This is a genomic window from Pseudonocardia sp. CA-107938, from assembly GCF_050936315.1.
GTDB lineage: Bacteria > Actinomycetota > Actinomycetes > Mycobacteriales > Pseudonocardiaceae > Pseudonocardia.
Genome location: NZ_JBNJNA010000001.1, coordinates 2,923,259 through 2,943,457, shown reverse-complemented (window position 1 = coordinate 2,943,457; position 20,199 = coordinate 2,923,259). Strand labels below are relative to the sequence as shown.

At 75.1% G+C, this 20,199-nt stretch carries 9 protein-coding genes (1 of these 9 running past the window's edge); 3 read left to right on the top strand and 6 right to left on the bottom strand.

Annotated elements, in window-relative coordinates:
• Positions 1–108 precede the first annotated feature (108 nt).
• A complete protein-coding gene (locus ACQEVB_RS14655) occupies positions 109–438 on the top strand; it encodes an ArsR/SmtB family transcription factor (protein WP_432970550.1) in 330 nt (109 codons plus the stop codon).
• 163 nt (positions 439–601) lie between these two features.
• On the opposite strand, the gene ACQEVB_RS14650 is transcribed toward ACQEVB_RS14655, so the two are convergent.
• Complete coding sequence (locus ACQEVB_RS14650) at positions 602–1,750, bottom strand: MFS transporter (RefSeq protein ID WP_432970547.1); 1,149 nt, start codon at positions 1,748–1,750, stop codon at positions 602–604.
• Positions 1,751–1,892: 142 nt separating this feature from the next.
• Between ACQEVB_RS14650 and ACQEVB_RS14645 the strand changes: the two genes are divergently transcribed.
• A complete protein-coding gene (locus ACQEVB_RS14645) occupies positions 1,893–2,480 on the top strand; it encodes a TetR/AcrR family transcriptional regulator (RefSeq protein WP_432970544.1) in 588 nt (195 codons plus the stop codon).
• Between the two features lie 90 nt (positions 2,481–2,570).
• Here the strand turns inward: ACQEVB_RS14645 and ACQEVB_RS14640 are convergent, their stop codons facing one another.
• The 3 genes from ACQEVB_RS14640 to ACQEVB_RS14630 are packed head-to-tail and all read right to left on the bottom strand — an operon-like array spanning position 2,571 to position 3,894.
• On the bottom strand, positions 2,571–3,077 hold the full coding sequence (locus ACQEVB_RS14640) for a pyridoxamine 5'-phosphate oxidase family protein (protein WP_432970537.1): 507 nt from the start codon (positions 3,075–3,077) through the stop codon (positions 2,571–2,573).
• 11 nt (positions 3,078–3,088) lie between these two features.
• Entirely contained in the window at positions 3,089–3,448 is a 360-nt protein-coding gene (locus ACQEVB_RS14635) for an ArsR/SmtB family transcription factor (RefSeq protein ID WP_432970534.1), read from the bottom strand.
• Positions 3,445–3,894 (bottom strand): SRPBCC domain-containing protein, encoded by a 450-nt coding sequence (locus tag ACQEVB_RS14630; RefSeq protein ID WP_432970531.1) that lies wholly within the window; start codon positions 3,892–3,894, stop codon positions 3,445–3,447. Before ACQEVB_RS14630 ends, ACQEVB_RS14635 begins: the two co-directional genes overlap by 4 nt.
• Positions 3,895–4,015: 121 nt before the next feature.
• Here ACQEVB_RS14630 and ACQEVB_RS14625 point away from each other — a divergent pair, with 121 nt between their 5' ends.
• A complete protein-coding gene (locus ACQEVB_RS14625; protein WP_432970528.1) occupies positions 4,016–4,345 on the top strand; it encodes a hypothetical protein in 330 nt (109 codons plus the stop codon).
• Here ACQEVB_RS14625 and ACQEVB_RS14620 read toward each other — a convergent pair whose 3' ends face one another.
• A complete protein-coding gene (locus tag ACQEVB_RS14620) occupies positions 4,346–5,155 on the bottom strand; it encodes a 2-keto-4-pentenoate hydratase (RefSeq protein WP_432970525.1) in 810 nt (269 codons plus the stop codon).
• Between the two features lie 60 nt (positions 5,156–5,215).
• Positions 5,216–20,199, bottom strand: the end of a protein-coding gene (locus ACQEVB_RS14615) for an MFS transporter (protein WP_432970522.1). 23,944 nt of this gene lie beyond the right edge of the window; the window shows 14,984 of its 38,928 coding nt (coding positions 23,945–38,928); its start codon lies off the right edge, out of view; its stop codon occupies positions 5,216–5,218.

The window sequence follows — 20,199 nt, the reverse complement described above, 5'->3', positions numbered from 1 at the left end:
TCGGCCACGACGGCCACCGTACGACTGTACGAAAAGAAGCGTACTATCGAACGGTACGGACGGTACGACTGTTCGTGTTTTGTTGGACTATCGAGGTACGGTGGACGGATGATCGGTCAGCACCCGCCCACCGAGCAGATCGTGCTCGAGAACGTGCTCGCCGCCCTCGGCAACCCCATCCGCCTGGCGATCACCCGCATCCTCGCCGAAGGCGGCGAGCACCCCTGCGGCGCCGTCGGACTCCGCCTCGAACCGCCCATCTCCAAGTCCACCCTGACCCATCACTGGCGCGTGCTGCGCGACAGCGGCGTCATCTGGCAACAACCCGCAGGGCGGGAGAACCTCCTGTCACTACGACGCCAGGACCTGGACGACCGCTACCCCGGCCTGCTCGACGCGATCCTCGGCGGCGCACGCGCGGACACGTCCCGGACCTGACCGCGACCCCCAACCGACCCGGGTCCCCCACGGTCGTACCCCGCGGACGGTTCCACTGCAGGACGACGGATGGGGTTCATCGTGGATGAGCGCGTAGGGCACGAGAACGATCGGTCCGGCCGACCCCCGACCGGGGCTCCGGTGAGCCGCGCCGGAACCCGCGTCACGCGACGGGCTCGGCGACGGGCACCTCTCGGGGCGCGAGGCGGCTGGTGGCGATCGCCAGCACGATCGCGACGACGGCGATGCCCACCCCGGTGAGGACGGCGGCCGACACGTCGACCCGGTCGATCGCGACGCCGCCCGCGAACGCGCCGACCGCGATCCCGAGGTTGGCCGCGGACGCGGGCAGCGGCTGGGCGAGCGCCGCGCCGGGCCCGGCCAGGCTGATCGTCCGGTGCTGCAGCGACGGGACGCCACCCATGGCGAACAGGCCCAGCCCCACCAGCGCGACGACCACGGCGAACGCGCTCGCGCCGACCAGGTACAGCGCCAGCAGCGCGGCCGTGGTGCCGACCGTCGCCACGATCACCGTCACCGAGGCGTTCCGGTCGGCGAACCGGCCGCCGCCGACCGACCCGACCGCCGTCGCCACCCCGTATGCCAGCAGGAACGCGCTCAGCACCGCACCGGTCACCCCGACGACCGACTCCAGGAACGGCGTCAGGTACGTCAACGCGGTGAACACGCCGGTGAACAGCACGAAGTCCAGCAGCAGCACCGCGAGCACCCGCGGGGCGAACGCGTACCGGGCCTGGCTGGCGAACCCGCCGGCAGCACTCGGCACCGACGGGACCACCGCGACCGTCGCGACGAGCGCCACGACGCTCAGCACGGCCAGCGCGACGAACGACCCGCGCCACCCCAACTGCTGCCCCACCAACGTGCCCAACGGGACCCCGAGCGCCGCCGAGATCGTGATCCCGCCGAACACCGCCGAGATCGCCCGGCCCATCCGCTCCGGCGGCACCACCGACGTGCCGACCGCGAAGCCGGCGGCGATGAACAACCCCTGCAGCGCCCCCGTCACCACCCGGACCACGACGAACAGCCCGTAGCTGGAGGTCCACACCGCGACCAGGGTGGCCGCGGTGAACAGCACCAGCGCGCCGATCAGCACCGTGCGCCGGTCCAACCGGATGGTCAGCGCCGTCAACAACGGCCCACCGATGGCCAGCCCCAGGGCCAGGGCGCTCACCAGTCCCCCGGCCTCCGGGATGGACACCCGCAGATCGGCGGCGATCACGTTGAGCACGCCCACCACGAGCAGCTCCGAACTGCCGAGCACGAACATCCCCACGAACAACGTCACGAGGACGAGGTTCGCCCGAGCAGGGCTCACCGTCCGCTGATCACTCATCGCTACCTTCCGAAGACTCGAATCAATGTTGGGGAACGATCCCTAACACGACGCTAGGGTACGATCCCTAACATCCGCAAGACCGGGAGGGCCCATGCCGCGCACCGCCGCCGAGACCCGCGACCACGTTCTCGAGGTCGCCGGGCGCCTCTTCTACGCCAACGGCATCCGCGCCACCGGCGTGGACCTCGTGGCCGCGGAGGCCGGCGTCGCCCCCACCACCCTCTACCGCCAGTTCGCCTCGAAGGACGACCTGGTCGGCGCGTACGTCGAGCAGGAGTACCAGGACTTCCGGGCGACGTTCGACGCCACGGTCGCGGCCGCGGGCAGCGACCCGCGCGCGCAGATCCTGGCCGTCGTGGACCTGATCTGCGCGGAGATCGACTCCGCCGACTACCGCGGCTGCGCGCTGATGATGACGCTCGCCGAGTTCCCCGACCCCGACCTGCCCGCCCATCGCAACGCGGTGGCGGCCAAGGCCTGGGTGCGCCAGAGCCTGGGCGAGCTCACCGCACGCCTCGACGTCGACCACCCCGACGAGCTGGCCGACCACCTCCTGCTCGTCACCGAGGGTGCCAGGGCCACCGCCCAGGCCCTCGGCCGCACGGGCCCGGCCCGGCGGACCCGGCACCTGTGCGAGGCGATCCTGGACGCGGCCCTCGCGAGCCGGGGACCGGCCTGACCACCGCTCACGCACACCCCCGCGTGCCCGCGCACATGCTGGGACGTGTGCGTGAGCACACCAGCGTGTGCGCGAGCAGCGGACCGCGGCTCACGCCGTGCTCCCGCCCCGCGCGGCGACGACGTCCTCGAAGGCCCTGGGGAAGGTCGACTCGAAGTCGAGCAGCCGCACCCAGGTCGGCGTGATCGTGACGACCGCCATCCGGTCGAACAGGGCGCGGACGCCCTCCTCCCACGGCTGCCGCTCCTCCTCGGGCAGCCGCCGTGTGGACGCCCGGACGTAGACGTCGGGCACGCCGTCGACGATCTCCACCTGCGCGGTGCCGCGGATCAGCAGGACCTTGGGTGGATAGCTCTCGGTGTCGATCGTGATCGCGACCTGCGGGTTCGACTGCAGCGCGGCGTTCTTGGCCGAGCCCATGATGGAGGCGAACCTGATGTGGGTGCCGTCCCAGTCGTACCCGACGGGAACGACCCGCGGGAACCCGTCGAGCCCGGTGTAGGCGATGCGCGCGGGGATCTTCGACTCCAGCAGCTGCCGGGCGTACGGGCTCGTCAAGATGTCGGCGATCTCGTCGGTGCTCATCGTTGCGGACATGTCTCGACCTCTCATGGTTGTGGTTGCTGTCGTTGGCGCTGGATGGCCTCGGCGAGGCGCTTGATGCGGAGCAGCCGGTTGTTCCAGGCGGACCCGACGGCCGTCAGCTCGGCGGCGGCGCGGGCGAGCAGCACCTCGTCGACCACGTACCGGCGCTCGCGTCCCGACGTCGTGCCGTGGACCAGGCCGACGCTGTCGAGGACTCCCAGGTGCTTCGCCACCGCTTGCCGCGTGACGGGGAGGCGCTCGCTCAGCGAGGTCGCCGTGCCGCCGCCGTCGGCCAGAAGCAGGTCGATCATCCGCCGCCTGGTCGGATCGCCCATCGCCGACCAGAGCTGGTCGTCGACGGTCTCGCCGGCCGCGTCGCTCATGGCGTGCGGGCCAGCCCGCGGACGTACCCCGCCAGGCGGGGGAGGAAGTGATCCCACGCCGTGGCGTGCTCGGCGTACTTCTCCTCGAGCTCGGCGCCCGCCCACCCCTTCGTCGCGAACCCCGTCTCGGTGAAGCGCAGCAACGTGCCGGCGCCGGCCGGGCTCAGCTCGAAGGTGACGAGCAGCGCGTTGTCCGTCGAGGCGACGACGTCCTCGTCGTAGGTCCAGAGGAAGGCGAACCGTCGAGGCGGGTCGGCCTCGGTCACCGTGAGGTGCACGACCTTCGCCTCGCCGAACGAGATGACCCCGGTCGATCCGGGCACCGCGTCGAGCTCCGCTTCGTCCGGCCACCACTCGCGCAGGTGCTCGGGCCTGCTGATGACCTCGTACACCACGTCGGGCGCGGCCTCGACGTGGAGCTCGCGTTCGATGCTGGCGTGTCCCATCGTCCACTCCTTTCGCAACCTTTGGTTGCACATGACGATACTGCGCCGGGCGCGGACGCGCAACCATCGGTTGCTCGAACACTGCCGGTTGACCGGTCGGCGGCCTGGGTACTCGAAGCGGATGGCTACCGAAGCAGCGAATCGCGACCCGCAGGAGGGCGCTGTCGAGCAGATCCCCGACGAGGTGTGGGAGCAGTTCGTGCAGGAGCTCCGCGACCGGCTCCGCGAGCGGCAGGCCTCGGAGGAGACCCGGGCCGAGTTCGTGCAGATGCTCATGGAGAAGGTGCGCGAGGACCCGTTCCCGAGCCGCGCCCAGCTCGACCTGCTCGAGCAGTCGCTACCGCCCGAGATGGTCGCCGACTACGCGCGCCTCCTCATGGAGAAGGCCGGCAGCGAGCCGTTCCCCAGCAACGAGGTGCTGAGCCGGATCCAGCGCATGACGCAGCCCTGATCACGGGGCGTCGAGCTCTCCGGCCGGGCGGTGGACGGTCACGGTGGTCGCGCCGTCGAACCGTGCCGAGATCGCGTGGCCGGGGCGCAGCGGCGGCGCGGCGGTCAGACCGCCGGTGATGATCAGCTCGCCGGCCTGCAGGCGCCGGCCGCGCGCGGCCAGCTCACCGGCGAGCCACGCCACGCCGTGCAAGGGGTGCCCGCTCGCGGCCGCGGCCGTGGCGGTCGCGACCGGCACCCCGTCCTCCGCCAGCTCCACGGCGACCAGGTGGCACCGGAGCGGGTCGACGTCGAGCACCGGGCCGAGCACGACACCCGCCGCCGACGAGCCGTCGGCCGTGTTCTGCGCGGCCGTGAACCGGTAGTCGCGCCAGATCGAGTCGACGACCTCCAGGCAGGCCCGCACCTCGGCGACGGCGTCGGCGACCGCGGCGAGATCGAGCCCGGCGCCGGAGACGTCACGGGCCAGCACGACGCCGATCTCCGGTTCCACCCGCGGGTGGAGGAAGCCGACGGCGTCGGCGCCGTCCCGCAGCACCATGTCGTCGAGCAGCGGGCCGTGGTTCGGCGCCGCCACCCCCATCTGCTGCCGCATCACCTCCGACGTGTAGCCGAGCTTCCACCCGACCCGGCGGCGGCCCTCGCGCATCCGCAGCGCGGTCAGCCGGTCCTGGACCGGGTAGGCCTCGTCGAGGGTCAGGTCCACCGCCTCCCGTCCGGCGTCGAGCAGCGTGCGGGCACCGCGGGCCCGGTGCAGCAGCGCGGCCAGCCGGTCGTCGGCGGCAGCGCGGTCCTCGATCGCGTCGGTCACCCCGCGATCGTGCGGTCCGCGGCCCGCCCGGGGAAGTCCCCGACCCGGCCGACTCCGCCGTCACCCACCGTCGCGCAGCCTCAGCAGCCGCGCGGTGGCCACCACGGTCAGGACGCTGAACCCGGCCACCAGGAGGCTGACCCCGGCCCAGCCGGCGGGCAGCCCGGTCCCGCCCGCCCAGACGGACGCCGCCAGTCCGGCGCCCATCACGAACTGGAACAGCGCCTTCATGAAGTTGGCGGTGTTCTCGGCCGGCCCGCGCTCGTGCTCGGGCAGCCGCCTGCTGATCAGCGCGCCGACGCCGAGGATCATGCCGGTCGAGCTGGCCTCGCCGAGGTAGGCCGCTGCGACGATCCCCCACTCCGGGTGGCCCGCGACGTGCTGGGTGAACGCCACGAGCAGCCCCGAGAGGCCCATCAGGCCGGCCATGGCCGCCACGAACCATCCCGGTCGCCGCTCCAGCAGGCCGCCCTGCTGCGCGCCGCCCCTGGCGACGCGACGCGCGTTCGCCAGGTCGACCGGCACCAGGAGCGCGACGATCACCAGCCCGCCCGCGACGAAGCCCGGAGTGATCACCGCGAGCAGGTCCGCACGTCCGATCTCGAGCAGCGCGTCGACCTTCAGCGCGTCGTAGGCCCCGATCGAAGCGGCGGTGAGCCCGTAGGCGAGCGCCACCCAGCGCACGAACCGGTGCCGCAGCCCGGCCAACGGGCCCAGCAGCAGCTGGCGGGCCGGCGGCGCGGCCGCGCGGTCCCACCGCTCCGCCGGCACGGTCACGAACAACGCCACCGCCGTCGCCACGGACAGCACCGCTCCGACGCCGGCGGCCGCGAACAGCGAGGTCTCCATCAGCACCGGCGCGATGCCCAGCAGCACGGCGAGCGTCACGACGAGACCGAGCACGGCGATCGCGACGACCCCGTCACCGAGCCGGGCCCGCATCCCGGCCGCGCGGCGCGCCGCGGTCGTCCGGGCGACCCACGCCCCGAGCAGCGAGACCATCGGGCCGTTCGCGCTCCCCGCAAGGCCCAGCACGAACGCGCCGACGAAGTAGCCGGGGAGCCACCCGCCGGCGAGCGCGAAGACGCCCAGCCCGACCGCCGTGCCCAGCATCGACGCGACCAGCAGCATCCGCCGCGACAGCACCGTCCAGAGCGGTCCGATCAGCGCCACGCCGACGACCAGCCCGCCGAGCGCCACGGTGAACAGCACGCCCGGGCCGATGTCGGCGACCGCCGACGACAGCACCGTCATCGCGTACATGCCGAAGATGACCAGCCCGACGGCCACGGTCATCGTCGACACGAAGGCCCAGCGATGGCTGCGGCTGATGCCGCCCCGCCACGCGGCGTTGCGGCCGGCCGCGGCGACCACCCGCAGGTGGACGTCCAGCTCGGCCAACGCGGGCGGTGCCCTGGCGAGCGCCGCGGTGTGCTCGGCAGACCCCGGCGCGGCCGCGGACAGCTCGTCGGCGATGCCGGTCAGCTCGGCCACCAGCCGGTCCCGGGTCGGGAGCTGCTCGTCGACCCATCCGCGCGCCCCGAGCAGCTCGACGAGCGCGAGCCGCGTCGCCACCGCCGCGGCGTCGGCCCGTGGGGTGAGCAGCAGCCCGATCCGGTTCCTCAGCACCTGCCCGGACGCGCCCGGCGAGGCCACGGCGGCCAGCTCGCGGACGCGCTCGCCCACCTCGGCCGCCAGTGCGTCGACGACGTCGTCCGGCGCCCGCCTGCGCAATGCAGTGCGCAGCTCACGGCCGGCCCGGACCGCCGCGCGCCGGGCGTGCCGGACCTCGGCGACTGCCGATCCGGGCCCGCTGCGGGCCAGCACGGCGGCGAGCCCGGCCGCGACGGTCGCGGTGCCCAGCGCCAGCACGGTCACCGCCGGCCAGCCGCCGCTCTCCCAGACCAGCGACGCGGCCCCGATCGCCGGCACCTGGACGGCGAACCGGGCGAGCACGGAGGCGTTGAGGGCGGGCTCGACCTGCTCCTGCGGCAGGTCGCGCCGGAACCGCGCGGCGACGGCGAGGAAGGTCCCGTTCGCCGCGGCGTCCAGGGCGAACGCCGCCACCCCGATCCCGACGAGCAACGCGGTGTGGCCGAGCTGCGCGGTCAGCACCAGCGCGGCGGCCCCGGCGACGAGCAGCGCGGCCATCTGCCGCAGGAAGCGGTCGGGCTTCCCGTCGATCGTCCCCGTGCGGCCGGTGCCGCGGCGCTGCGCGAGGGCGTCGCTGATCAGCGTCTGGACGGCGGGCCATCCTCCGCCCGCGAACATGCCCATGACCAGCACCGACGTCACCCAGGACGCGGTCCCGTGGGGCAGGGCGGCGCGGTACGACGCCTCGAACACCCCGACCGTGGCGACGGTGAACCCGAGCAGCAGCGCCGCCGGCAGGACCGTGCCGCGGGTCTGCCGCCCGCCGAGGAGGCCGAGCGGTCCGGCCAGCACCTCGCGCATCCGCACGCGCTCCCGGTCGGGATCGTCCTTCGGCGTCGTCCACCACAGTGCGGCCGCGGAGACGGCGGCCAACCCGGCGGTGACCAGGGCCGCCGCGCCTGTGGAGGCGTGCGTCGAGATCCTGGTCTGCGCGTCGAGCACGGCGACCGTCACCCCGGATCCGGCGAGCATCGCCATCGCTCCGGCGCGCGTCCGGCCCCCGGTGCGTTCGGAGAACAGGGCGAAGATGCCGACCCACCCGCTCGTGGAGAGCCCGAGCAGCACCGAGCCCGCGACGGCGGCCGGTAGCCCGCCCGCCACGAACAGCAGGTAGCCCGCGGCGTTGCCGAGCAGTGTCGCCGGGGCCATCAGCTTCCGGTCGAAGCGGCCCCACCACGGGCTCAGCACGAGGGTGCCGGCCGCGAAGCTCGCGGCAGCGATGGTGGTGAGCGTGGCCGGCGCGATGCCGGTCATGCCCTCCGAGAGGATCGCGGTGGCCGACAGCGGCGTCGACGTGATCCCGAGACCGAGCGCGGTCGCGGCGAAGGACGCCCGCCCGCTGTGCCCCCGGCGGACGACCCGCGCCGCGGCCGCGCCGATGCGCGCGCGGCCCAGCAGGACCGGCGTGACGGCCGCGGCCGTGAGCAGGACGGCCGCGCCGCCGATCAGCAGCGGCGAGCGCGGGCCGAGGTGCGCCGACAGGTGGCCGACCATGGGCCCGTCGAGCGCGTTGCCGCCGAGCGTGAGCAGCGAGTACAGGGCCATGACCCGGCCGCTCATCCGCTCGTCCGTCGACAGCTGCACCGCGCTGTTGACGTTCGGGCCGAAGGCGAGCAGGGCGATCCCGGTGACGACGAGGAGGCCGGCGAACAGCCAGTAGCCGGGCACCAGCCCGAGTGCGACGTTCAGCACCCCGACCGCCGCGGCCGCGCCGAGGATGACCGTGGTGCCGCCCTTGTCGGGGCGCCGGGCGGTCAACGCCGCGCCGATCACGGTGCCGACCGCGAGCAGCGTCGCCAGCTGCCCGGCGCCGGCCGCGCCCGTGTGGAACTCCGCCGTGGCGATGATCGGCAGGCTCACGACGAACGTGGACCCGAACGTGAACACGACGAAGACCAGCGCCAGCTTCGCCATCAACGCCGGGCTGGCCAGCACGTACCGCACGAGCCCTTGGCCGCGTGTCGTCGTTGCGGTGGGCCGCGGGGCGGTGTGCAGCTTGGCGGTGTCCAGCAGCGCGAGCGCGACCACGAGCACGGCGGTGCTCGCCGCGTTCACCACGAACACCGGACCGGCGCCGAACGCCGCGTACAGGACGCCGCCGAGGGCCGGGCCCGCCATCCGCGCGAGGTTCTTGCCGAGCGCGCTGAGCTTGACGGCGTTGGCGAGCCGACGCTCACCCACGACGTTCCGCACGAACGAGGTCTGCGCCGGCAGGTTCAGCGCCGAGAAGACGCCGTAGAGCGCGGCCAGCACGTAGAGCCCGGTCACCGTGATCGCCCCGGCCAGCACGAGGACGGCCTGCGTCGTCAGGACGGCGACCATGGCGAGCTGCAGGCCCAGCAGGAGCCGGCGCTTGTCCAGCCGGTCGGCCAGCCAGCCACCGGGCATCGTGACGACCAGCGCCGGGACGTACTGGGCCGCCACCACGTAACCGGCGGCGGTCAGGTCGCCGTTCGACAGCTGCAGCACCAGCAGGCTCTGGGTCAGCGTCGCCATGAACCTGCCCGTGCTGGAGATCAGGTCGCCCGTGAAGAACAGGGCGAAGTTGCGCTCCCGGAGAGCCGCGAACATCCCGCCGTCGGTCCCCGCGTCGTGCTGCCCGCGGAACCGGCGGTGCACGAACAGGGCGGCGGCGACGGCGAGGGTGGCGGCCGCGGCCATGAACGCGGTGACGCCCGGCCAGCCGGCCGCCCCGTCGATCGCGCCGACCAGCAGGCTCGTCGCGGTGCCGACGCCGAACTTCACCAGCGTGACCACGGTGACCGCCACGCCGACGGCGCGCGCCGGCAGCCGCCGCCCCAGCAGCGCCATGACGCCGAGGATCATGGCCGTGGCGCCGCCCTCGCCGACGAACGCGGCCACCCGCACACCGTCGAGGCGGAACTGCCCGCCCCACAGCGTCGCGCCCAGGAACGCGGCGAACGCGCCCAGCGCGAGCGTCACGGCGGAGACGACGACGAACCGGGTCGGGTTCCGCTCGATCCAGCCCTCGCCGGCGTCCCGGTTCCCGCGCGCCGCGACCAGGGAGATGGTCGCGGCCATGGCCCCGCCCGTGACCAGGCCGAAGCTGAGCAGGGTGACCTGCCCGGCGTCGGTGACCTGGCCGCGCCAGAACCCGTCGAAGGCGACGCTCGTGGCCATGGTGAGCCCGAGCACCGCGGCTGCCCAGCGGACCACCGGGTAGCGGAGCAGGTGGCGCATGGTGTCACCGGCGGTCGGGTGTTCCCGGTCGGCGCGCTCCCGCGGCACGGTCGCCCACAGCCCGGCCGCGGCGACGACGCCGAGCCCCGCCGACAGCACCGCGGCCCGCGCCGGTGACCCCACCGCGACGGCGTGCTGGACGACGACGATCACCGGGGTGAGCGCCGTCGAGACCAGCAGCACCAGCGCGTTGACGCTGCCGGCGAGCGGGACCGCCCGGCCGTCCGCGTACGTCTTGTTCCATTCGGTGAGCAGGGTGTTGAGGCCGGTCCAGGCACTGGCGGTCAGCCCGATGAGGAACGCGCCTGCGTACAGGCCGACCGAACCCGTGGTGAACAGCAGGTAGGCCGTCGCGTTGCCCAGCAGGGCGGTCACCGCGAGCCAGCGCCGGGAGAGCGTCGACCACTTCTTCACGGTGAAGAGGCCGACCAGGTTCCCGGCCAGCGCCATCCCGTACAGCGGTCCGGGCCCCAGATGCAGTGCCTCCGACCAGACCGTGACCGCGTACAGCCCGGCCGCGGTGACGGCCATGCCGAGGGCGCCGGCACCCAGCAACGACCACCGGTGCGCGGAGCCGTCGCCGTCGCGCCACTCCGACCAGCCGAGCCGGGACGCGCCGGCCCACCAGGCCCGGGCACGCCCTCCGCCGGCGCGTGCGAGGTCGCGGCCGCGCCCCGCGAACCGGTGGGCGAGCTGCCGCCACCCCGTGACCAGCGCGAACACCGCCACTGCCGCCAGCGCGACGATCCGGCCGGCGGTCTCGAGGAACGACCAGAACCCGGGCGGACCGCGGGCGTGCGGTGCTCCCGTCGAGGCACCCGGCGCGCTCGGGCCGGTCGACGGCGCCGGGGTCGTCGGGGACGGCCGCGGGGTCGGCTTCTCCGTCGGCGGGGTCGTCGGCGGGGTCGGCTTCCCCGGCTGCGCCGGTCGCAGCGCGCCGGGCACCGCCACCGGCAGACCCCGCGGGAGCTGCCGCAGGTCGCGACCCTGCAGCTGCGGGTTCGCGGCCAGCACCCGCTGCCAGCCGCCACGGACGTCGAACTCGTCCGCCACCCACGCCACGGACTGCCCCGACTGCAGCCGCCAGCGGCCGTCCCACGCCGACGGGAGCCGCAGGACCTCCCCGATCGCCAGGTGATCACGGCTCGCCCGGTCGGGGAAGCGCCCCGGGTTCGCGCGGTCCAGCGCGTCGGGGCCCAGCCCGAGTGCTGCGCTGATCCCGTCGTAGGTGTCCCCGGCCTTCACCTCCAGCTCGCGGGTCGCGCGCGGCGCGGTCGGCACCGTCGATTCGGCATGCGCCGGGGTGGCCGTCATGAGCAGCGCCGAGATCGCGACCACGCCGGCCGCCAGCAGCGCGGCCACTGCCGTGCGCGCGGCGACGGCACCCCGGACGACCGCAACGGCGACGAGCGCGCCGGCCGCGGCCAGCGCACCCATCAGCGGCCAGTGGGCGATCACCACGCCGATCGCGAGGGCCCCGGCCGTCGCGAGCACGAACCCGACGCTCGCCTGGCCGGAGTCCGCCGGCGGTGCGCCGGGTCGAGAGGGCGCCTGCCCGGCGTCCGGCGGGGTGAAGACGAGCACGTCGCGCCGCAGCGTCAGCGGGAGCCGGGCGTTGGACCACGTCAGGTCGGTCCAGAGCGCCGCGACCCCGTCGGCCGGGAACTCGAGCGTCTGGTCCGGCATGCGGACGGAGCCGGCCGGCATCGTCAGCCAGGGGACCAGCTTGCGCGCCTCGACCCGCACGAGCGGGACGCCGCGGGTGCGCGACCAGCGCTGCAGGTACTCGCTGAAGGCCGGTGCGGGGTCGAGGGCGAAGTCGGGGGCGACGTAGAGGTTGCTGGTGGGGACGAGCCCGCGCGGGGTGCGGAACACCGTGACGCGGGCGAGCCGGTCCCCGCGCCCGCCGTCGGAGCCCCGCGCCCAGAGGTAGAGCACCACGACGCGCGGGTGCAGGAGGTTCTGCTGGGCGAAGTCGCGGTGCTCGCCGCCGCGGCAGTCCAGGCACGACAGCACGCCGTGGGTGCCGTGCTGCATGCCGCGCCCCAGCAGCAGGATGTCGACCGGGTCGGTGGCAACCCCGACGAGCGCCTGCCGGCCGTCGGCGAGCACGACCGGAAGATCGTCGGGGGCGCCGTCCCGGCCGACGACGAGGTCGCCGCCGAGCAGCTGCCGGAGGCGATCGCGCCACGTGCGCCACACCGCGTCGGCCGCGTCCGCGCGTGACCCGGTCGCCAGCAGGACCTGCTCGTAGCGGTCGAGCATGCCGACGGTGGCGGGGTCGGCATCGAGCCGGCCGCGGACCAGGACGTCCCACAGGTCGGAACCGCGGTCCCACGGCGCGTCGACCGCGCGGGCCAGCAGCTCGGGGAGCTGGGCGGAGTGCCGCTCGAGCGCGCGGGCACGGTCGCCGTCGCGGACGGGCGGGCCGCCCTTTGCCCCGACCAGGCGGTGGAAGAGCTGGGTGGTCGCGTCCACGGCTGCGGCGAGCTCGCCGTGCTGGCGGAGCGCGGGTTCGAGCCCCACCATCTGGGCGACGAGCCCGAGCCACGCCCCCAGGAACTGCGCCCGGCGGGCCGCGCCCGTCCGTGGGCGGGCGGCCAGCACGAGGCTGGTGGCCACCGCAACCTCGCCGAGCGGCGGCGCGGTCCACATCCGCAGGAGCGGCACGAGCGTGGCACGCGAACGGCGGCGCTTGGGCAGCTCGCGCAGCACGTCCACCCGGCCGGCGGCGGCCACGGCCGTCAGCCCGAGGGCCAGCCGGTCGAGGCGGTCGGCGCGCTTCGTCCAGTGCTTGGCGAGCCAGTCCGGCGTCGACCCGCCGCCGCCCAGGACGTCCGCCACCCAGCCGGGCTGGTCGAGGAAGCTCCACGCCGCGTCGTCGGCCGGGGCGATCGGGCGCTGCAGGAGCGCCGGGCCCAGCCGCAGCAGCGCCTCCTCGGCGGCGACGCGCCGACCGGACGTGCGCAGCTCGCCGAGGGCCTGCCAGAGCGCGGCCCAGTACTCGACGGTGGCGGTGCCCGTCACGGGCGCGTGCCCGACGAGCGTCCACACCCGCAGCTCCAGGGCCCGGGCCGGCTTGGCATCTGCGGCCCGCAGCAGGTCGGTGACCGTGTCCGGGCCACCCAGCGCGACGGCGTCCAGCGCCGCCGCCAGCTCGGCGGCCCGCGCGAGCACCGCGCGGACCCCGCGCGGCGAGCCGGGCGTCCGACCGTCGGGCCGGGCGAGCAGGGCCCGGTCCAGCCGGGCACCCGACGGCCGGCCGGTCACCTGCGGGTTGTCCAGTGCGGTCGCCACCGCAGTCCGGTGGGCCTCCCCTGCCAGGCCGGCGACCCGGCGCACGAGCTCGCCACTCCCCTGCGTCGCGGCGACCAGTGCCCGGGCCGCCGGTGCGAGCAGCGCGGCATCTCCGGGCAGGCGCGCGTAGCCGTCCCACGCGTCGTCGAGCAGACCGGCCCGGGCGAACCCGGCCACCAGCTCGGCGCGGAGGCCGGCGGACGTGCCCGCCCCGACCTCGCGGGCCTGCTCGATCCCGTCGAGCGCCAGCGCCGCCTGCCGGAGCCGGTAGCGCAGCTCGATGCGAGCTATCGCCACCATCCCGGCCGCGGCCCGGGCCCTGGCGTCTGCCAGCCGCCCGGCGAGCGCGGCCGCCAGCCGGTCGCGCTCGACGCCGGTGCCCGGATCGACGGCGAAGGCGAGGAGCGTCCGCAGCCAGACGACGGACAGCCGGCCCGCCTGCAGGTGCTCGTCGATCTCGTCGACCAGTGCGCGCGGCAGCACGGCCTCGGCGCCGTCCGGGCCCTGCCGTGCGGCGACGACGAGGTCGGCGACCAGCCCGGCGGGGTCGGTGTGCCCGGCGTTGCGCAGCGCCAGCTCCAGCGGCACGTCGCTGACGACCCGGACGGTCGGGGCGCGCTCGCCGACCGGGAGCGCGCCGGGCGCGAGCACGGGGGCCCGGCCCGCGACGGCGGCCAGCGCGGTCCGCAGCAGCTCGCCGTCCTCGGGCGCGGGCAGGCCACCGACCAGCAACGACGCCCCGAAGAACGCCGTCAGCATGGACGGCAGGCTCGCCGCGACGGCCGGGTGCAGCGCGTGCGTGTGGAGCTGGTCCTCCCGGACCCACGCCAGCGCGACCGTCTCGTTGTTCGCCGCGACGTCCGGCAGCTCCGGGGACGCCACCCGGACGAGGTAGGTGGTGAAGGCCCAGCCGCCGTGGTCGTCGTGGTGGCTCGCGACGACCGTGTAGCGGTCGGGCCCGAACCCGGCCTCCTCGACGCCCTCCCGCTGCGCCGCCTGCAGCGGGGTCTCCCCCTTGTCGATGGCGCCGCCGAGCACACCCCAGGTGCCGCCGTGGTCGTCCCGGGCCGCCCGCTGCTGCAGGAGGAACCAGCGATGCCCGTCCGCTCCCACGAAGTAGGGCAGCAGCCCGGCCGCGCCCCGGACGCCCCAGTGGCTCTCGCCGCACGGGCAGTCGAAGCGGTTGTAGGGCCGGCCCGTGCGCGCGTCGAGGGTGCCCACGACGTGCGCGTCCAGCAGCTGCGCGGCCCGGGCCGTGTGGAACGCGATCTGGTGGCCGGCGACCCGGGCGCCGGCGAGGTCGAACACCTGCGGGCCCTCGACCCAGTCGAGGCGGGGCCGACGGCCCGCCAGCATCCGCATGACGAACGGCAGGAAGCGCCGGTCGGCGGCGGCGAACGTCCGCCCGGTGAGCGCGTCGAGCGCGGCGCGCGGGACGTCGAAGCGGGCGACGACCGGGTCGCCGCCGAGCAACCGCGCCTTCTGCCGCGCTGCCCGCACGGCCTGGCGCAGGTCGCGCGTCGTGTAGAAGCCGGTGCCGAAGTCGGAGCGCGTCCGCCGCTGCTTCGAGAGCTGGACGCCGCTCTCCCAGATGCTGTTCGTGGCCGCGTCCGTCGTGCCGTGGTAGAGGCGGACGACGCCCGGCGGGGCCTCGTCGGCCTCGACCGTGCGGAGCCATCCGGCGGCCTCGTCGAGCACCGCGCGCACGTCGGCGCCCTGCTCGATGTCGCCCAGCAGCGCGTACAGCTCGGCGAGCACCTGATCGGGGGCGACGGCGGTCCCGACGGCGTCGACGAGGCTGCGCCACGCCCTGTGCACGTCACCGGCGGGCCCGGTCAGGAGCCCGGCGGCCAGGATGTCGACCAGCGCGGCATGGTGCTCGGACCGGCCGGCGTGGCGCGCTGCCTCGATGCGCGCTGCGGCGGCCGCGCTGTGGGCGGCGTGCGCCGCGCTGTCGTGGCCACCTCCGTGCAGGTGGAACAGCCGCTCGTGCTCGACCACCACTGGCAGCAGCCCGAGCCGGTCGAGCTGCGCGAACGTCTCCGCCGTCATCGCGATCACGCCGGGCATGCCGTAGGCGTGCAGGCGCGCGACTATGCTCGCCGCCCGCACCGCGTCGACGCCGTCGGCGACCAGCTCCGCCACCCACGTGGAGTGCGGCGACAGCAGGAACGTCTCGCCGTCCTCCAGCAGTCCCGGTGGGCCCCGGCTGCGCACGAGCAGGTCGGCGCGCCGGCCGGCCGCCGCGTCCGCCCGCATCCGGGTCGCCACGGCGCCGACCAGCGCCGACTCGTCGAGGTCGAGCACGCCGAGCGGGCCGTCGTCGTGATCACCACGCTGGATCACGAGTACGACGCCCGTGCCCAGCAGGAACGAGACCGCCGCCACCGTGCCGGTGGCGAGCGCTGCGAAGGGCGACGCGAGCAGGAGAACGGCACCGAACGTCTGGAGCCCCTCCGCCAGCCGCACGGTCATGCCCCGCCGGTTCAGCCTGCGCGCGGCACCGACCAGGCCGATCCCGGCCGCGACACCGACGGGCAGCGCGGCGACGGCCTCCGCGATCGGCAACAGCTGAGGCCACTTGACCACCGCTGCGGCGGCACCGAGGACACCGACGACGCCGGCGTACGCCAGTGCCTCGCGCCGGTTCTGCGTCCAGACCCGGCCGCTGCCCAGGAGCACCTCTCGGGAGTGGCCGTGGATCGGCGTCGTGGCGATCAGGTCCTGGGCGCCGACCGCCATCGCGACGATCTCGGCCACCACCTGCGGGCTCGCGACGACCCGCTCCCACACCTCGCGCTCGACGACGTCGGGGAAGCGCAGGTGCTCCAGCTCGTGCGCCTCCAGGTAGCGCCGGGCCGGCCGCGAGAGCGATGCGATGCGTTCCCGGAACAGCGTCCGGTCGGCGACGATCCGGCCGTCGATCGGATCGGCGTAGTAGACGACCGTCAGCGGGGCGAGACCGGCCGCGGCGAGCCGCTTCGCGTACAGCGGAGCCAAACCTCCGACGAGCCGGAAACCGACCCCGTCCCAGGCCTGCGTCGGGCTGGCCAGCCCGCGCTCGTCGGGCGACGCGGCGAAGACCGAGCCGGCGGCCGTCCGCTCGGCCAGCACCTCCCGGAAGACCCGCAGGTACGCGCCCGACAGCTCCCCGATCCGCCCGTCAGCGGTCACGGCCGCCGCGTGGCCCTGGAGGTTCGCCACGAACTGCTTCTTCTCCGCGAGCGTGCCGAGCCGGTCGTAGTCCAGCCAGACCTGGTGCGCCTCCGCGTCCGGCAGACCGGCGACGGCCTCGGCGAGCTTCCCGATCTCCTTCCGGTCGGCCCGGAACACGAACGCGTCCGCGAGCTCCCGGAACGCCGGGTCGGGACCGCGGTCGGTGATCCACCGCCGGACCTGGAGCCCGTACCGCGCGGCCCCGACGGCGAGGGTCCAGCCGACCCGCTCGCCCCGCGCGATCCGGGCGGCGACGTGGGCGGCGTGGTCGGCGATCGCGAGGTGGTTGACGTACTGCACGCCCTCCCGCAGCGCGGGGTCGCGGTAGACGGCGGGCACCCGCAACGGGTTCAGCCCGGCGACGGCGTCGGCGACCTCGCGCAGCGGCCTGTCCACCGGGCCGTCGGCGTCGACGCGGGTCGGGCTGGTCCGCCGGCCGTTGTGGAGGTCCTCGAACGCCCCGATGGCCTGGGCGTGGGCGAAGGTCAGCCACCGGCGGAGCGGCAGCCGCCCGGTGAGCCGGTCCCCCTTCCGGTGCACGACGTAGCCCCACTTGGTGTCGGGCTGCGGGTCGTCGGGGTGCTGGCCGAAGAACGCGTACCGGCCGTGGAAGGCGACGTCCGGGTACAGGGCCTGCAGGACGACCTGGATCGAGCCCTTGTAGCTGGAGTCGATCAGCGTCACCGAGGAGCCCGGCGCCAGCGAGATCCCGTTGGCCTGCAGGTAGCGGGCGAGCCGCTGGGGCGCCCCGGCCACGTCGGCGGGGTTGGGCTTCTTGTCCTTGCGCAGGAACGACGCGATGTGCGCGAACGAGAGGCCCCTGCGCTCCTGCAGGTTCGCGACCACGGCCTCGACCACGGCCCGCGGCAGCACGACCTCGGTCGCGTGCGCGGCGAAGAACTCCGGGTCCAGTGCCTGCGCGGCCAGCGCGAAGCTGTGCCCGTCGCGGCCGACGAACGCCACGACGTGGTCCGGGTCCGCGGCGACGGTGGCCTTGAGGTCGACCAGCATGCGCCGGGTGACCCACACGACGAACGGCGCGGAGAACCGCCACACCACGCCGTAGGCCAGGCGCAGGGCTCGCTGCTGCGCGGACGTCGTCAGCCCCAGCTCCGCGGCCACCCGGGCCACGGCGGCGGCCCGCAGGTCGTCGTACCGGCGCTCGTGCTGCTCGCCCGTGCCGGTCCGGGCCATCAGGGAGGCGAGCGCGAGCGGCGGGCCCCGCTCGGTCCAGCCGCGGGCCACGGCGCGGACGGCGAGCACGAGGGCAGCCAGGCCGAGCGCAGCCGCGACGGGGAGCACGGTCGGCGGCAGGCTCGCCACCGCCCAACCGGCGCCGAGGAGCACCGGCAGCACCGCGGCGTACCCCACGGTGACGTGGCCCGCGTCGTTCGGCGTCCCGCATCCCTCGCAGAACCGGGCGCCGGCGTCGAGCGACTCGCCGCAGTTCGCGCAGGTCGACGGCTGCGGCGTGGCCGTGAGGTCCGGCCGGGCGAGCTGCTCGGCGAGCACCCGCTCGGCGACGTCCAGGCCGTGCCCGATCTCGCCGAGCACCGCTGCCGAGGCGCGCTGGCCGGCGAGCTCCTGGCCGCGGGCGATCACGGCCCGCAGGTCGACGAGCTCGGCGACGAGCGCGGCGTGCCGCTCGGCCGGCGACGCACCCAGGTGACTGACGTCCTCCCACACCATGTGCGCCTCGTGGCTGCCGTCCGCGGCGCGGGTCAGCAGCTGCAGGTCGCGCACGACGAAGGAGGAGCCCGGCGGGAAGGTGAGCTCGTGGAAGAACAATCTGATGAACCGCCACGTCAGCACCCGCGAGGTCCGGCCGGTCCTGGACAGGACCTCGATCGTGACCGGGCTGTCCTCGTACCAGGTGGTCCGCAGGCCGGCGGCCGGGTCGGCCGCCGGGTCGGCGTCTCCGGGAACTTCGGTGCTGGTGAAGCCGGGGTCGATCACCAGGCTGCCGACCGGGTGGGTCTCCGGCAGGCGGGCGATCTCCTCTTCTGAGAGGTAGATCCCGCGGTAGCTCGTGGTCTCGTCGACCGCGGTCAGCTGGTTGAATCCGGAGACCGCGACACGGAAGAAGGTCTCGTAACGCGCGATTTCGGCGGTGTTCCCGGATCGCAGCGCCTTGTTCGGTGCGGCGTACAGCGCCGACAGGTAGAGGACTACGGCATGCAGGTCAGCGCGGGGAATGTCGAGGTAGAGGCCTTCCGCTGCCACGCGGTCCAGCACATGGTGCACGAACGCGTCCTGATGGGCGTTGGCCGGCGGGTTCGCCAGGTAGTGCCGCTGGTCCTCCGCCGACGAGCGGTAGTCGGGATTGCCGAACCAGTCCCCGTACGCCTCGGGAGCGATCGCCCGGTCACCGGCCGGCCGGAGCGGGTCGGTGCCCAGCGTCGCGAGCAGCGGGTGGCCGACCAACCCGGCCTCGACGGCCTGCAGGTGCCGCGCGACGTCCGCCCACAGCTGCGCGACGTCCACCGCCGACGGGTCGTGCGCGGCCCGCCGCACCCGCGCCCGCAGCACGATGCCCGCGAGCGCCGCGGCGTCGGCGTCGTGCCGCGGCCCGGTGTGCTCGTCGCCGTCGAGGTGGAACTCGCGCTCGTGCCGCTCCAGCCCGTTCCAGAGCTCCACCAGCTCGGTTTCGGTGAGCCGGCCGTCGGCGCGCAGCTGCGCGAGCTCCTCCAGCATCGCCCGGGTGATCACCCGGACGCCGCCGGCAGCCGCCGGGACGCCCGCGTCCCGCCAGCCGAACAGCACGAGCCGGCGCAGGATCCCCGCCAACGCCGCGAGGTCGTCAGCGCCCAGGCCCGAGCCGGCCAGGTCCCGGTCCGCGTCGAGCACGAGCACCGGGTCCGGCCCGGCCGGCAACGGGTGCGCGAACTCGGCGAGCGGCCGCAGGAACGGGGCCAGCACCGGCAGCACGCGCAGCATCAGCGACCGCTGCTGCTCGGTCAGCCCGCCGATGGCCACCGCGCCGCCGGTCCCGACGTCCGCGACCGGGGCGACGCCGATCGTGAAGTTGTCCCCGCCGGCCGTCGCCACCTGGCGCTCCAGGCGCTCGCGGGCCGCCTCGGCGTCGTTCCACGCCGTCCCGATCGTGGTGCCGATCTCGGCCTCGTCGGCGAAGGCGCTGTGCGCGCCGTCGGTCAGCACGACGACGGCGCCCGGCTGCGTGATCGGGTGGATGCCGACGGCCGGTGCGACGCGGGGGTCCTCCCCGAGGAACGCGGTCAGGCCACCGGCCGTGTCCACGTGGTCGGTGGTGAGCAGCCTCGGCGCGCTCCCGTCGGCCGGGACCCAGTACGCGCGGGAGTCGCCGAGGTGGGAGACGACCAGCGTGGCCAGCCGGCCGGACCCCGGCGCAGCCGGGACGACCTGCACCGCGAGGTACGCGGTGGCCGGCTGGTAGATCTGGCCGGGCCGGGCGAGCGCGGCGACCCGGGCGCCGGCCACCGCCGCCGCGATCCGGTGCGCCCGCAGCGCCGCGACGTCACGGTCGTTCTGGCCGACCGCCGGGTCGGTCAGCGCGGCCAGCACCTCGGTACGGGCCAGCTCGGCCACCAGGATGTCCACCGCGGCCCGCGACGCCCACCAGGAGAACGAACCGCTGGAGAGCCCGTCGCCGACGGCGAGCGTGCGCACCCCGGTCAGCGGGTCGACGTCGCCGGCCA

Coding starts and splice junctions, on each gene's coding strand:
- ACQEVB_RS14630 (WP_432970531.1), bottom strand. CDS start 3,894: ATGGGACACGCCAGCATCGAACGCGAGCTCCACGTCGAGGCCGCGCCC.
- ACQEVB_RS14640 (WP_432970537.1), bottom strand. CDS start 3,077: ATGTCCGCAACGATGAGCACCGACGAGATCGCCGACATCTTGACGAGC.
- ACQEVB_RS14655 (WP_432970550.1), top strand. CDS start 109: ATGATCGGTCAGCACCCGCCCACCGAGCAGATCGTGCTCGAGAACGTG.
- ACQEVB_RS14635 (WP_432970534.1), bottom strand. CDS start 3,448: ATGAGCGACGCGGCCGGCGAGACCGTCGACGACCAGCTCTGGTCGGCG.
- ACQEVB_RS14645 (WP_432970544.1), top strand. CDS start 1,893: ATGCCGCGCACCGCCGCCGAGACCCGCGACCACGTTCTCGAGGTCGCC.
- ACQEVB_RS14625 (WP_432970528.1), top strand. CDS start 4,016: ATGGCTACCGAAGCAGCGAATCGCGACCCGCAGGAGGGCGCTGTCGAG.